Genomic DNA, 14,396 nt, shown 5'->3' on the forward strand with positions numbered 1-14,396 from the left:
GCGCGTCCTTACTCTCCCCCGCGCCGGATGGGCTTGTGGTGGTGCGCGTCGTGTTAGAGGACGCCTTCGGAAAATTCGACGTCGGCGATGATCGATGTCGAACTGTCGACGGACAGGTCACCGGTCTCGGCCTTGGACATGTAGGTCTGCAGCGACAGCGTCTGGGTGGTGCCTCGCTGCGCCGCGCTGATGGTGATGTTGTCGGCGATGACAACGGTTTGTCGGCGGACGACGAAGCCCTGGTTGTCGTCGATGATCGTGTTCTCGCCGAGGTCGGAGCCGAGCTTCGTCTGCATGGCGGCGAATACATTGGCTCGGGCCATCCGGAGCCCGGCGATGGTGACGACGGCCTTGGCCGAAACAGCCCAGACGGGGATCGGGACCGACCAGCTCGCCGCGCTCGGCCAGTTGTGCCACTTGTTGTCCTGATACTTCAACTCACTCAGGGCGGACGGGTAGGCGGTGTAGAGCTTCCGATCGCGTCGCGGGTTCGCGATCTTCCGCAGGTCCGTGATCATGCTGTTGGTGATCGTGGCCGTGTTCGCCGGGAGGCTGAGTCGGGCCAGCGGGATCGCGGTCATGCCGGAGGGCACCGTCTTCGTCGAAGCGGAGACGCCGGACACCACGTGGAAGTAGCCGATGTCGTCGGCGGCCGGGTTCCGGTTTCCTTCGTACTCCGGGTCCTCGACTCGCAGGCAGATCAGGTCTGATCGAGCCGAGGAGCCTGTGGGCGCGATCGGCACGATGGCGTCGCCCACGTTGTACTGGGTATAGGAGCCCTGACCCCAGGCCGCTCCTCCCACCACGGCCGAGCCGTCGCCAACCCGCACGCCGGCGCCGGGGGTGGCCCACTCTCTGACCTTCAGGTCGTTTCCCTCGGTCACGCCCGAGTTCCCGGACGCGAGGTCGCGGATCATCATCCGGAAGGCGCGCGCGGGGTGGGTGCCGCCATGGGTCAGCATGGGCGGCTGAATCAGTGCCATCTGGTGGTGGTCTCCTTATAGGGCTGTGTAGGCGTCGCGCCACGACACCGTGAGACGAGTGGAGTTGGTGTAGTCCGCGCCGGTCCACCGGACTTCGCTGGTCCGAAGGGGCGGGATCTGAAAGAGGTCCAGTCGGGATGTGGCGGACAGGGCGTACGCGGCGTTGCCGCCGTTGCGCAGCACCCAGCGCGTCCCGGGACGGGTGTCGATCTGAAGGACGTCGCGCTCGCCCAGCGTCAGCGCGAGGTCGAGGACACGGCCGGTCTCCGTGATCCAGATGCGGGGATTCACGACCGGGCCCCTGATCCTCAAGGAGGGCCAGGCAGCCATGTCACCGGAGTTGGTGACCCAGCCGGGCCGCTCCTGAGGATTTGCCACGCCGGTGGTGATCGGTGCGGTTACCGGAGCGGTGAAGCCTTCCGCGTCGGAGTCGCGGGCGAGGGGTAGCGTGGTCTGCTGCTCGGTGTCGTCGTGCCACTCGGGGGCGGTCGCGGTGAACTCCAAGGTGATCGGGATCCAGCCGTAGATGGCCTGCGCCATGGACACGGCCTCGACTCGGCGGACCCTGCCGTAGAGCCGCTTGGTGTTGGTCCGGCCCGGCCACCACAGCCGCAGGGTCTGCACAGCGCCCGCGCTCTTCCGGGTCGCCGGGTCAGCGGCGGCCTGGTCGAGTGCGGCGAGCGCGTCGACGGCAGCCTGCGGCTCGCCCGGGGTGCGGATGCCGGCCTCAATCGTCACCGTGCGAGGGCTGTAGTAGTCGACCCCGGGGAACGAGCCATCGTCGGTAGGCAGCTCGACGTCTTGGGCACGAACTTCGGGTGTCCCCAGCCCCGTAATGTCGCTGACCGGGTACGGCGTGCCGGGGCCCATGAGGACGCCCGCGAAGTCCACTTGCCACTGCTGGGTGATCGTCGCCATCAGATTCGGCCTCCTCGCTGGGCGTTCCTCAGCCGCCGCATGATCTCTATGCCGACCCGGTCAGCTGCCTTGGCGTCGGCACCGCCGTTGACGGTCACGGGCATGGATCCGACGAGGGCGGCGGGCCGCTCGTCGCGGACGACGACGACTTGGACCGGGGTGGGCCGAGCGTCGACGAGTCGTACGAGCCCGCCGCTGTCACCCCCGTGGGTGAGCTGGTAGCCGAACCTGCTCGCCACGTCCGCCAGGACGGCGGTCGCCGATCGCCGCTTGTTCACGCCGAGCGGCAGATACGCCTCTCCACCGGTGGAGGGCTCGGCGAATCGGATGATCCCGTTGTCGGTCGCGTACAGGCCGGCGCGGATACCGCCGTCCTCGTAGGCGAGTTGTTTGTTGGCCTTGTCCAGGTCGGAAAGGAAGCGCGTGGCCTTCTTGCCAAGGGCGTCCTTGATGCGGGTCCGGCCGAGTGTGGCGATGTCGATGATTCGGTCCTCATCGAGATGGGTCTTCTCCGCGACGTCGTGGATACCGGTCTTGCTGGAGGTGATTGCGGAGATGATCGCCACGAGGTCCGGGAGGTCATCGTCGGGGATGGCCTTCGAGGCGGCCTTGGCCTGGGTGTTGGCATTCTTGGCCTTGCTCGGGGATTTTGCGGCTTCGGCGGCGATGTCCTCCGCGTCCTTGTCTCCCTGCTCCGCGAGCATCGTCGCCAGGTCTCCGTAGCCCATGGCCGCCAGCTTGGAGAGGTTCTTCTCGAACGCGGCCTGGTCCTTGACGGCCTGCTTCAGCTGGGCGGTGTAGTCGGACAGCGTGGCTCGTACGACCACGCCCAGCTTCTCCAGGTCCTTGGTCATCTCCTTGACGTACTTGGAGCTGCCGGTCGCCATCTTGTGCGTGAGCTCGACGCCGTCCTCGCCCATGGCCTCGAGGGCGTCCGCAACGTCCTGGCCAGCGCGCCGGGCGACGGTGCCCAGGTCCCTGCGCCACCGCTGGGCGCGCTTCACCGCCTTGTCGAGGTTCTTCTCGAAGAGCTTGAGGTCGAAGACCTCGGTCTCCTTGCCGCCCTTCTTCACGGTGCGCATGGAGTCCGAGCGGACAGACGAGACGGAGATCAGCTCCGTCGAGCCGGAGGGGCTGTAGGACCAGCCGGTCAGCCCTCCGTCGGCGTGCCATTCGACGCCTTTGCCTCCCAGACGTCGTACGACTTCCTCGGTGATGGCGCGGGAGCGGGCGCGCTTGTTGTGGGCCAGGGGTACATAGGCCTCCCCACCTGTGGCTTCCTCCGCCCATACCCGCCAGGTTCCGGCCTTCGCGATCTGCGCCATGTGGTCTTCTCGCCTGGCGGTGACACCTCCGTCTGCGAAGAACGACAGGATGCCTCCGTCCTTCCACTGCGGCTTGTTCGCCCACGGCAGGTCGGTGCCGGGCGCCACGCGCGGAATCACGGAGACCGACACGGGAGCCGGAGGGGTCACAGAGATCGCGATGCTCTTGGAGCCGGGGATGTTGGTGACGCTGATGCCGATGGCGTCCAGCTGTGTCTGCACCGCGGCCATGTCGCCCGACAGGAGTGCGGAGGTGAGCGCGCTCGCTGCTTCCGTGCCCTTGGACTGTGCCACCTGCCGGATCAGGTCGAGGGCGCCTGACCATTCGGCGTTCGCGTCCTTCCCGGCCTGGGAGAAGGCGGACACGACGTTCGCCAAGTCGGGCGCAGTGATCGGTACGTGGGCTCCCCAGATGCTCTTGAGGGAGTCCATTGCCCGCTCCACGTCGCCGGACAGCAACGCGTCCTGAAACGCGCCGGCGGCATCCTTCCCCTTCCTCTTGGCGACCTCTGCGAGAAGGCCCATGCCACGGTCGAATTCGCTGCGCGCGTCGCCGACGGACTTCTTTACGGCCTTGCGCAGGTCGACCATGGCCATCTGCTCGGTGACCTTCTGGAAGGCGGCCGGGTCGTTCCGCTCCGATGCCTTGGCCCAGGCGCGGCCGATCTCTTTGCCGTACTTCGCGGTGATCTCGGCGGTCTTCTGCAGGCCGAGCCGGTACGCCTCGGTGGACCGTTCCGCGTCCTCGGTCACGATGTCGCGCAGTTCGTCGGCGACCTTCGTCTTGCCCTTCTTCAGCTGCCCGATGAGTTCGTTGAGCATCGGTGCTGCGTCCACGCCGAGCTCCGCGAAGTGATCGGCGAGGTCGTCGTAGCCGAACACCGCGAGCTCGGACAGGTTTCCCTGGAAGTCGCGTTGCGCCTGAAGCTGTTTGTACAGCTCCTTCATGTAGTCGGACAGCTTCACCTTGGCGGTGTCGGCGTCCTTTCCAGCTTTGCGCATCGCCTCGCCCGCGGCGGCCTGTGCGTCCCTGAAGGCTCGGGACGGGTCGACGGCGGCACCCACGGCCTCGGCGAGTGCCCTCATCTCGTCGGTGATTTCAGGTGCACCGGTGCGGTCGATGTCCGCGAGGGAGAACAGGTCGAAGATGCCGCCGCTGGACTTGGCCTGCTGTTTGATCTTCGCTTCGACGATCGCCTTCTGCTGGGCGATCTCGGCTTCCTTCTTGACTGCCTCGGACCACATCTTGTGGCGCTCTTTGAGGGTCTTCTCCGCTTTGGCGTACTGGGTGATGCTCTCGTAATCGCCAGATACCTCACCGGCTTTGGCCTTGCCGGCGTACTCGTAGGCGTCCTGCTGAAGGCGGCTCTGGAGGATGGCGAGCTTCGCCCCGCCGGAGGTGATCGCGTCGATGGCCTCCGTCGTGCCGATGCCGACCTTCTCAAGGTCCTTCAGTGCACCGTCAGCGGTGAGCTGGTCGTACAGCTTGTTGATGCTGGCGCCGGTCGTCGTCTCCTCGCGTTCCTGCTGCAAGGCTTGGACCAGCTCGTTGGTGGCGTCCTTCGCCTTCTGCTTGGAGGCGGTGTAGGCGGCGTATCCGGCGATGCCGAGGGTGAGGACGGCGGCGAGGCCGGTGACCGCGAGGCTGGTGCCGGCCAGCACGGCGGGCATCACAGCGCCTCCGGCCTGGGTGGCGGCCAGGGCGGTACGGAACGCGGCGATCTGTACGGTGACCTTCGTGTAGGCAGCTCGGAGCAGGAGCAGTCCCGCAACGGACGCGGCGACCATCGCGATGACGGACTTCATCGGTCCGGGCAGGTCCTCGATGGTGCCGACGAAGGTACGGACGGCGGATCCGACGGTCATCAGTACCGGCAGCAGGGCTCGGCCGACATCGATGGCCAGGGCGCGGGCCTGGTTAGAGGCCAGCTGCCACTGGCCGGTGACGGTGCCGGTCTGGAGGGTGTACGCCTTCTGCGTGGCTTCGGCGCGCGCCACTTCGTTGGCAATGCCCGCGTAGGTATTGGCGTAGTTCTGTCCCCCGGCGGAGGCCAAGGCAAGAGCGGCACGTGTGGCGCGGATGTCCTTCCACATGTTCGAGATGCCCTCGGCGGTGTTTCCCGCCGCCCCGTTGAGCTTGTTGACGACCACATACAGGCCGTCCTGTTCGACGGCGGAGGCGGCCGACTCGTAGCCCAGGTCCTTGACGGCCTGTTTGAGGTCCTGCGTCGGCTTCATGACGCGGGTGAGGAGCATGTTCAGCGCGGTCACGGCTTCGGCCGCTGGGATGCCGGTGAGGGTGATCGCGGCGAGCGCGGCACTCATGTCGTCGAACTCGACGCCGGCCGCCGCAGCCATCGGTACGACGTCGCCGAGCTGCTGCGCGAGTTCCTCGAAGGAGATGACGCCGTAGTTGACGGTCTGGAACATCACGTCCATGACGTCGCTGGCGTCGGACGCCGACAATCCGTACGCGTTCAGCACTCCGAGCAGCGCGCGCGCTGAGGTCTCCGACGTGGTCAGGCCCGCTGCCGCACCCTGAGCCGCGACCTCGAGGATCTGCATGGCGTCCGCGCCGTCGAAGCCGGACGAGACGATCTGATAGAGGCCGTCGGCGAGCTGGTCGGCGGTCTGCGGCAGGCGGGTCGACAGCTCGACGATCTGATCGGTGAAGGCTCCGACGTTCTCGGACGTGATCTGTTGCGAGATCGTCAGCACGTTGGCCATTGCCCGCTCCAGCGAAATCGCCTGAGCCACTCCGACGCCGAGTGCGGCACCGATGAGCAGACCGTTCTTGGCGGTCCGCGCAGCCTGGGCGGTCCGTGCGGCGGCCAACTGCGCCTCAGCCCGAGCGACTTGCTGTGCCTGTCGCTGCGCGTTGCGTGCGGCCGTGGTCTGTGCCTCGTCCCGCATCCGCACTGCGGACACAGCACGCGCCTCGGCCGATGCGGCGAGACCGGTGGCGCGCGTCGCCGTAGCCTGGGCCGCCGCCGACCGCCGCTGCGCTTCGGCATGCTCCTGGGCGGCGCGGGCGGCGGCCGACTGAGCGGCAGCGGCGGTGCGCGCGGCAGCTGCGGCCCCGGCACCAGCAGTGGCCTGTGCACGCGCGTTCATCGTCTGTGCCAGGGCCTGGGCCCGTGCGGCTCGCGCTCCTGTCGCCGCCACGGCGGCCTGTTCCGCTGCCGCGCGGCGGGCCGCTGTCGCTGCCACCGCTTGTGCACGGCCCGCGCGTTCCTGGAGCGCGGTGGTCCGTTGCACAGCTTGAGCCACCTGCGCCTGCGAGCGAACCATCTGCGCCGACGCGGCAGCTTGAGCTCGGGCCAGATTGTCGCTGGCCACACGTACCTGGTTCAGTCGCGTCGCCGTTGCGTCCAATTGGCCATCAAAGGCACGAAGTTGCGTCGCTCCCTGCCGTAGACCGGTGGATAGCCCACCGGTTGACGCGAGCAGGTTGACGTACAGGGTGTAGGCACCAGCCACGTCAGGATGCCTCTCTGGGCCTCAGCCCGATCTTGAGCCCCCGCGCATCTGGTCCATCAGGAATGTGCTCGCGCTCCATCTCGATGACCTCGCAACCCACACAGCGGTAGGGCTCGGCCACGTACGCGAAGCGGTCGCCGCCCTGGCTCTCGTCCCACTCCGCAGCACGTGTCCCGCAGGTCTCGCAGACACTGCGCTGGTACGCGAGATAGGCCACCGCCTTCGCCCGGTCCAAAGCCGTCCACCGGCCGTCCCCCGCACCCGTGAATTGCGAGTGCGGGAGTCCGTAGGCGTGGCACAGCTCCATCTCGGCCCTGAACTGGGCGTCGGCGATCAGCCTTTTCCCAGGTCGGCCCTCATGGTCTGGTTGACCAGCAGCGCGGCCGTGAACAGGGCCTTGGCGTCTGCATCCGACCAGCTGTCGAGGAGTTCCTGCGCCTCTGCCTCGCTCATGCCGTCCACCGAGGAGGCCGAGACGAGAGCGGCGGGGAAGGTCTCGACGTTGTACTCATGGCCGAGATCCGCCTGCTCCTCCGTGGGGGCGTGCTCGCGAAGTAGCTGCTCCCAGGCGGGGCGAGGCAGAGCCCGGAAGGTGAGTGTGAGGGTCCCGGCTGCAAGGGCTCGCCGGGCCTCGTCCAGCGCGGCCTGGGCGGCCAGCACTTCCGGCTGAGCGAGCGCCCAGCTCTCACGCTCGTCGGCTGGTACCTCCATCTCGGAGGCTCGGCCAACGGCGCTGGTGCGTGCCTTGGCCATGTCGAGCGCCGCATCGGTCACGCGCTGCTTCAGGTCCTGGTCGTCGAGGAAGGACACGGCGCGCTCGGGAAGTCGACGGGCCCGCAGACGGGCCATCTTGGCCGCCCAGTGGGGATCGCGGGCGACGGCATCGGCCGGCGGTTCAACGAAGGTCGTAGTCATGCAGCACCCCCCGCCGATCAGGCCACGGCCGGGACGGCTACGTCCTGGACGGGCTTGCCGGTCACGTTGAAGCTGACCTTGAACTTCGCCGGCTCGGAGGCGGTCGTGTACGTGCTCGACCGGGAGCCGACGCGCACCGGGAAGATGTCCATGGACTGCGACGCCGGGATGTCGCCCTTGCGGAGGATGACCACGTAGCCCTCGGTCCCCTTGGCGAGGAGCGTCTCCAGGGCGTTGTCGACCTTGTCCTCGTAGAAGGTGAGGCTGCTGTTGTCGGCCTTGTCCTCACCGGGGATGTTGCCGGTGAACTCGGTCGCCAAGTCCGGAGTGTCGATGGGGGTGTTCTCGACGGCGAAGCCCTCGATGTCGCTGATGGCCGGGGACAGGTCGGTCCCGTTGGTGCCGCCGAGCTCCGGACGGATCGGGATCAGTTCCTTCGAGACGATGTCCTTCAGGAAGAAGAACTTCGTGGTGCCGCGACGGGTGAACCGCTGCTGTGACACTGATTCTCGCTCTCCGGGAACCGGTATTCCGGAGCGCGCACACGCCGGGCCGGTCCCCATGAAGGGGGAATCGGCCCGTGCCGGGTGGCCGGGCGTCCGCGAGATGCCTCCGCGGTGAGGTAGCTGGAACGTCAGGACCCGAGAGTGGTCACAGTGAGGACGTACCGCTGCACATAACTGTATACGCCACCGCTGACAGACATCCCTTCCTCCTTGTCCAGCTCACGGTCGATCACGAGGTAGCCGGTGATGGTGATGGTGTTGACGTAGGTCCCGTTCAAACGCGCGAGGAGCGCGGTGCGGACCTTGTCTGCCATCCACTCGACCTGTTCGGCGGTTGAGGCGACCGAGGTGACCTGGACGAGCACGCGGGCGTCAGCGTCACCGTCACCGTAGGGCGGGCCACTCGTAGTCACGCCCAGCGGGTAGAGAACGCTGTAGGGGATCGTGGCGCCGGTGGGCGTACTTGATGCCGTGGGGGCGGTCCCGTACCCGCAGCTTCGGGCGGTCGCTGTGGCCAGTGTCTTCTGGATCGCGAGGGACACTTCTCTGCCGGAGACGGGCACTATTCCTCCTCCTCTTCTCCCTGGGTAGTGAACTGTCGCCCGGTGGCGCGGCGGTCACTCACGAGTCGTCGTCGATCGTGTCGCCGAGCGCGGCGATGAACAGCGGCCGGATCTCCTCGACGGCCGGCCCGACGTGCGGGTAGGGCGGCTGGTTGTAGATGCGCCCCAGGCTGTCTGCGCCGACGAAGCCGTACTCCAGGCGCCGCGCCTGAGGCTTGTTCGTGCCGACAACCGCCGTGACGGAGAGCCCGTCCGTGGACACCTCGTGCGTCCAGGAGCGCCGGTAGTCGCCCGTGGGCGCGTTGGGGCCCGGCCTGCCGCTGGCCTTGGCCTTGATCCTGGTCTCCAGCAGCATCGCGTAGTGCTGGACGGTGGCCGTGACCTCGGGCAGAGTGCGCGCCGCCCTGGCGTCGAGCTGCGCGGCGATCTGGAACGCGTTGGAGTAGGCGCCCGCAAGAGGGTGTGCGTTGGGGTGCGGGTTCAGCGAGGACGCCACTGGCTCACTGCCCGCCTTCCGGTTCCGGCTCGCCCCACTGACCAAGGGCCCATTCCCGTAACAGGGCGAGCATGGCGCGAGTCAGCTCGTGCGGGCGGCCGTCCATGAGGTCGTGACGGTCGAGCGCGGCCTTCTCCAGTTCGGCGGGACTGATCGCGGACAGGAAGGCAGCCGCTGCCGGGCCAGGGTCCGGTGGGTCGCCGATGACGACACGTGCCAGGCCCTCGAACACACCGGTCGCCGTGGATCTCGGGGAGAGTTCGATGACCATCTGCGGTACGTCGCCCGCGCGGTGAGCCAGTGAATAGGCAGCAAGGTCCCGGGAGACGTCGTGACCGCCGATCTCCACGACGGCGATTTGCCCCTGCCCGGTGACGCGCACCGGCAGGGGCTCACCCTCGGGAGAGATAGATTTTGAATTCTTATGTGTTGGCACCTATCTGAGGTTACGGGTATCTGGTGACAGCCCAGCTCGCCAGCCGTCTATGGAGGGGTGATCTCGTCAAGACGGGTCACCCGAACGATCTCGACCGTGGACGCCTCCGACGGATCGAGGACCTGCCACACCCGATTCGCTGTCGCCGCATGCTCGCCAGCTGCGGCCACGACCTCCACGCGGTCGTACCGCACGGGAACGGGGGCCGAAATCGGCGTGAGGAGCCGATACCAGCTGACCGTGTCGTCCAGCCATTCCCGCCCGAGAACGTGCTGCGCGGTGACCTGGCCATGGCCGGACAGGACAGCCCCCGGTCCCTCGTAGACCGATTCCGCCGGCACTGACCCCAAGAGTCCGGTCGAGGGGTCGAGTTGGGGAGTTCCCGTTGGGCGGGTGATCCGTACCGTGTCCACCAGCAACGTCGACTCCAGCTTCTCCCGCTCCGCCTCGGTGTCGATCGGCGTGCTCACGAGGTGGCGCCTGAAGTGCTGGACTGCGTGTTCTGGTCCAGGAACGTCGTGCGGACCACGGCCAGAGTGGAGGTCTGCCCGACATCGAGGACGCGCCAAGTACGGCCGATCGCTGCTGGGTCGGCGGCGTTGACGACGCTCACCGTGTCCTCGCGCGAGGCCACCGGGGCGTCCAGGGGCGTGATCAGCTTGTACTTCGACGCGGAGTCGTCGACGTACGCCTGACCTTCCAGGTGCAGCACGATCCCGGGATCTCCATTCGGGAAGACCCCGCCGTGCCCTTCGTAGATGATGACGGGCGGGCCGGGCTCGTACTGGCCTGTGTCCGGGTTGAAGACCGGCTCGCCCGCTCTACTGATACGTACGATGTCGGTGAGGATCTTGCGTTCGATCAGGGCGCTGACGGCCCCGAGGGTCAATCCTTCAGCGGGAGTGCTCATATGTTTGAGCGTAGTCTCGTCAGCTGACAGCCCGAATTCCTCCTGACCCCAGGGTTAGGAGGTGACGCTGAGCGTCAGTTCGCGAAGCTGGCGGCCGGTGGTAGCGATGTCGTATCGGCGCGCGTTATCGAGAGCCGCCTTTTTCAGGGCCTTGCGCCGGTGGAAGTCCCGGCCCATCTCGTCTAAGGCCACAGCCAGCGAGCGCGGGTCGGCAGGAGTATAGGGAACGCCAGCGCCCCCGAGGATTTCCCTCACGCCGGGCAGATCGGAGTAGGCAACTGGAAGTCCGTGGGCTTGGGCCTCAATGAGGACGAGCCCGAAAGCCTCCAGACCCTTGGTTGTGAAGACGAAGGCGTCGAAGTTCGGCAGGCGGCGCCACACTTCGGCGCGGGGCAGGAACGGATCAAAATGAACCCGGCCCCGGAGCCCGAGTTCGATAGCCCGCTGTTCCAGATACTCCCGTAGCATTCCTTCGCCGATCACGGTCAAGTGGTGCGGCTGATCGGTTAAAGCGAGGGCTTCGACGGCGGTGATCGTGGATTTGTTGTCGTCCAGTCGACCGGCGTGCACCAGAGACAGGGGTCCGGTTCCGGTAGGCGGTTGATCGCGTACCCGGGCATCGCTCAAAGGGATGCCCCACGGGATGACGGTGAGTCGATCGGTGAATCGGCGTCTGGTGAGACGGTCGATGCGGTCGGCGAGGGCGGAGGTCGGGGCGACGATCGCGGCGCTGGCGGCAGCAACTTCATTCATGGCCTCGCGTTCCGATGCGCTGCGCTCGGCTACCATCACCTCGGGGCCGTGGGCGATGGCGATGATCGGGATGTTGCCGGCGGTTCGGGTAAAGGCCAGGCTGAGAGCGAACCCGAGGTACTGGGCGTGAATGGCGTTCGGCTGGATCTTCTCGATGAGCGCACCGACCTCACGCGTCAACTCGTCAACGTAGGGGGCGAAGTCCGGGCCGTGGGGGCGTTTCGTTGTGGCGAGCGTGATCAGCTGATCAAACGTAGCCTCCCAAGCCTGATCGACCGGCGCCCTGCCCAGGAAAGTCGTATGGATTTCAGGCATCGCGCCGTAGAGGTCGTTGACGAGGATCATGCTCCCGGACGAAGGCGCGGCAGTGCGGTTGATGCCGGTCAGGATGTTCAGGAGCTGGGCGGTCATGCGGAAACTCCATTCATGGATGACCGTTGGGGTGGAACCGGAGGTCGGGCTCCCAGGGCCACCCCGAATCGTGAATCATCGGCGGCGTTCTGCAACTCGCGATGACGGGGTGGTGCCCACCATGACGCCAGGTGCGGTGTGAAGACGGCCGTGACCTCATCGGCCGGATGCAAATAGCCCTTACCGTCCAGTTCTGCCGTCCATACTCTGACTGCCGATCGGGCGTAGACGGGATTTATCCCTATCTCTCCCTTGGGGAGGACTCCGTTGAAGGGGGTGGGTATTCCCTCGTTGTTCCAGTAGTCCCACGCCTCAAGGGCCTTGGCCTTCTGAAGCAGTGGTACAGCTGCTGGTAGCGCGGCATGTACCGGATCTCGCGGAAGATCATCTGGCCGATCAGTCCGGGCGCGGCTTTCCGGAGCGTACTGAGATCGACGCCCTGGAAGGTGACCGATGCCGCGTCCTGGGATGGGTGCAGCGCGGTCCGGGCGAAGAGGTGGGACAGTCGTCGCCGGACGTACTCGGCGACTCCCGGGCCGAGAGCTGATTCCATGCCTTCGATGAGCTGGACGAGCCGGTGATAGCGCAGATTGAAACGGGCCAGGTCGAACAACTGGCCCATGCCGTCCACGGCGGCGAAGGCGAGTCGTTTGTAGAGCCAGTTGTTCAGTTCTCCCGCCTGGGCATAGGTCTTGGTCTCCGGAGTAACGGAGTGGAGCATCAGGTATTCGGACAGAACCTCGAAGTACAGGTAGCCGAGGAACGGCACGTGGGCCACGGCGTCGGACAACTGGTCGATGAACTCGGGTGCCGGAGTGGCGTGGCCGGCGGCGTTGCGCAGGGCGACGTCGAGGAACACGGCCGCGGCACGCAGCCCGGCCAGCACGACGCGGTCGAGCTGGTCGTTCTCGGCCGGGGTGAGGAAGCTCTGGTAGCGCAGGTAGGTACGCAGATGGATGGCACCGAGATGCAGGTAGTCGACGCCCTTGGGGCGGATCGGGGCATCCGGGATGACCTCAAAGACCATGGGCGTAGTGGAAGGCTTCGTCCGCATCAGGTAGGCGCCGAGGTTGTGTGGACGCAGCCCCTCGCGCTGACTGACGAGAGGCGAGCAGTACAGGGCTCCGACCAGGCATCCGGTGGAGACGTGCAACTGCTGGCTGATGCGGATGGCGTCGATGTCCTTGGTGGTGTGCAGCAGGTACATCGGCTTTCCGCTGACGAGCGCGTCAGTCATGGCGTTGTTCTGGATCAGCCAGCCGTTGGGGGTTGAGCATTCCAGGTAGTGGCGCCAGTCGCTCTCGCTTTCGGCCAGCGAGGCAGGAATGCGACGCTGCACGGGCACGGTGTAGTCCGTGTGGGCGTGTTCCCATTCGTCGCGCAAGAGAACTCCCGAAGATGGAGGATTGGCCGCGGTTCGGAAGAATTTCGAGAAGCTAAAGAGTCTCGACGTTCACTCCGGAAAGACGGTTTCGGCAGTCGAGAACATAGGTTGCGCATTTCTCGATCATCGGGAGGTCGAATCTCGGATGGTCCATGAGGAGAACCACTGCATCAGCAGCCCCTACCTCGTCCGGGCTCGCATCGACCCGGAGCACGTTCAGCGTGGTGTCGTCGCCGTCCGGGATGTTGGGTTCGGCGCCGCGAACCTCGGCACCGAGGTCGATGAGCAGTTCGGCGACACGTGCCGAAGGTGAATTACGAAGATCAGTGGCGTTGTACTTGTAGGTCAGGCCGAGGAGCAGAATCCGAGATCCCCTGACGGGCATGCCGCGCTTGCCGAGTGCCTCCACGAGACGCCGGACGACGTAGTCGGGCATGTGCCGGTTCACATCGGCGGCGAGTTCCGCGAACCGGAAAGGGACGCCAAGCTCCTGCTGGGCCTTCCACGAGAGGAACATTGGGTCAACAGGCAGGCAGTGCCCGCCGACTCCCGGCCCCGGCGTGAACCGTGTGAATCCGAAGGGCTTGGTTGCGGCGGCGTCGATCGCCTCCCAGATGTTCACGCCGAGGGAGGCGGTCAGCATCGCCATCTCGTTGACCATGGAGATGTTGACGAACCGGAAGGTGTTCTCGATCAGCTTGGCCAGCTCGGCGACCTTCGTCCCGGACACCGGTACCGTGGTCTGAAAGATGCCGTCGTAGAAACCCTTGATCACATCGAGTGATTTGGCGTCGATTCCGGACACCAACTTCGGCGTCCCGGCGAACGACCACCGCTTGTTTCCGATCCGCTCAGGACTGAAACCGGCCAGGAAGTCCACCCCGCCCTTGAGGCCCGACACCTCTTCCAGGATCGGCAGCAGCAGCTCCTCGGTGGTGCCGGGATAGGTCGTGGACTCCAGGACCACCGTCGCACCGGTGTGAAGGTGCTCGCCCAGCGTCCGAGCGCAGGACTCGATGTAGGTCAGGTCGGGCACACCGTCCCGCAGCGGGGTCGGCACGGTGATTACCGCGATGTCGAAGCCGGCCAGCGCGGCAGCGTCGGCGGTGGCGGAGTAGACCCCAGAGTCCAGCACTGCACGCAGCCGCGAGGAGTCCACGTCCGCCACGTAGGACTGGCCGGCGGCGAGCTGTTGAACGCGGTGCGGGTCCACGTCGTAGCCGACGACATGGTGACCCACCTCGGCGGCGCGTACGGCCAAGGGAAGCCCTACATAGCCCTGACCAGCGACAACTATCTGCATGACAGCTCCTACT

14 protein-coding genes are annotated in these 14,396 nt (G+C 66.4%); all 14 read right to left on the minus strand.

Translation table 11 applies throughout. The features are described from left to right. Nucleotides 1-53: 53 nt before the first annotated feature. Entirely contained in the window at nucleotides 54-983 is a 930-nt protein-coding gene (locus AC5P09_RS09585; RefSeq protein WP_493873419.1) for a hypothetical protein, read from the minus strand. A 15-nt stretch (nucleotides 984-998) separates the two neighbouring features. After that, the gene (locus AC5P09_RS09590) at nucleotides 999-1,901 is read right to left on the minus strand and encodes a phage tail family protein (protein ID WP_493873420.1); all 903 of its coding nucleotides are present in this window, start codon (nucleotides 1,899-1,901) and stop codon (nucleotides 999-1,001) included. Continuing rightward, a complete protein-coding gene (locus AC5P09_RS09595; RefSeq protein ID WP_493873421.1) occupies nucleotides 1,901-6,484 on the minus strand; it encodes a phage tail tape measure protein in 4,584 nt (1,527 codons plus the stop codon). Before AC5P09_RS09595 ends, AC5P09_RS09590 begins: the two co-directional genes overlap by 1 nt. A 223-nt stretch (nucleotides 6,485-6,707) precedes the next feature. After that, entirely contained in the window at nucleotides 6,708-7,013 is a 306-nt protein-coding gene (locus AC5P09_RS09600) for a hypothetical protein (RefSeq protein ID WP_493873422.1), read from the minus strand. Between the two features lie 26 nt (nucleotides 7,014-7,039). After that, nucleotides 7,040-7,621: a hypothetical protein gene (locus tag AC5P09_RS09605; RefSeq protein WP_493873423.1), complete on the minus strand. Its 582-nt coding sequence runs from the start codon at nucleotides 7,619-7,621 to the stop codon at nucleotides 7,040-7,042. 17 nt (nucleotides 7,622-7,638) lie between these two features. After that, entirely contained in the window at nucleotides 7,639-8,124 is a 486-nt protein-coding gene (locus tag AC5P09_RS09610; RefSeq protein ID WP_493873424.1) for a phage tail tube protein, read from the minus strand. Nucleotides 8,125-8,255: 131 nt separating this feature from the next. After that, nucleotides 8,256-8,690 carry a hypothetical protein gene (locus AC5P09_RS09615; RefSeq protein WP_468381583.1) on the minus strand — a complete coding sequence of 145 codons (435 nt, stop codon included), beginning with the start codon at nucleotides 8,688-8,690 and terminating at the stop codon, nucleotides 8,256-8,258. Between the two features lie 58 nt (nucleotides 8,691-8,748). Beyond that, nucleotides 8,749-9,186, minus strand: a complete 438-nt coding sequence (locus AC5P09_RS09620) for an HK97 gp10 family phage protein (protein ID WP_329217014.1) — start codon at nucleotides 9,184-9,186, stop codon at nucleotides 8,749-8,751. A gap of 4 nt (nucleotides 9,187-9,190) precedes the next feature. Then, nucleotides 9,191-9,568, minus strand: coding sequence for a hypothetical protein (locus AC5P09_RS09625; RefSeq protein ID WP_493873425.1), 378 nt, complete (start codon nucleotides 9,566-9,568; stop codon nucleotides 9,191-9,193). A gap of 101 nt (nucleotides 9,569-9,669) precedes the next feature. After that, nucleotides 9,670-10,092: a DUF6093 family protein gene (locus tag AC5P09_RS09630; RefSeq protein WP_275458578.1), complete on the minus strand. Its 423-nt coding sequence runs from the start codon at nucleotides 10,090-10,092 to the stop codon at nucleotides 9,670-9,672. Then, on the minus strand, nucleotides 10,089-10,532 hold the full coding sequence (locus tag AC5P09_RS09635) for a DUF6093 family protein (protein WP_493873426.1): 444 nt from the start codon (nucleotides 10,530-10,532) through the stop codon (nucleotides 10,089-10,091). Before AC5P09_RS09635 ends, AC5P09_RS09630 begins: the two co-directional genes overlap by 4 nt. Nucleotides 10,533-10,586: 54 nt before the next feature. Continuing rightward, entirely contained in the window at nucleotides 10,587-11,696 is a 1,110-nt protein-coding gene (locus AC5P09_RS09640) for a glycosyltransferase family 4 protein (protein WP_493873427.1), read from the minus strand. A gap of 241 nt (nucleotides 11,697-11,937) precedes the next feature. Beyond that, the gene (locus AC5P09_RS09645; RefSeq protein WP_493873428.1) at nucleotides 11,938-13,080 is read right to left on the minus strand and encodes a hypothetical protein; all 1,143 of its coding nucleotides are present in this window, start codon (nucleotides 13,078-13,080) and stop codon (nucleotides 11,938-11,940) included. Nucleotides 13,081-13,132: 52 nt separating this feature from the next. Further along, nucleotides 13,133-14,383 (minus strand): nucleotide sugar dehydrogenase, encoded by a 1,251-nt coding sequence (locus tag AC5P09_RS09650; protein ID WP_493873429.1) that lies wholly within the window; start codon nucleotides 14,381-14,383, stop codon nucleotides 13,133-13,135. Nucleotides 14,384-14,396 lie beyond the last annotated feature (13 nt).

Source organism: Streptomyces sp. a15, assembly GCF_059026085.1.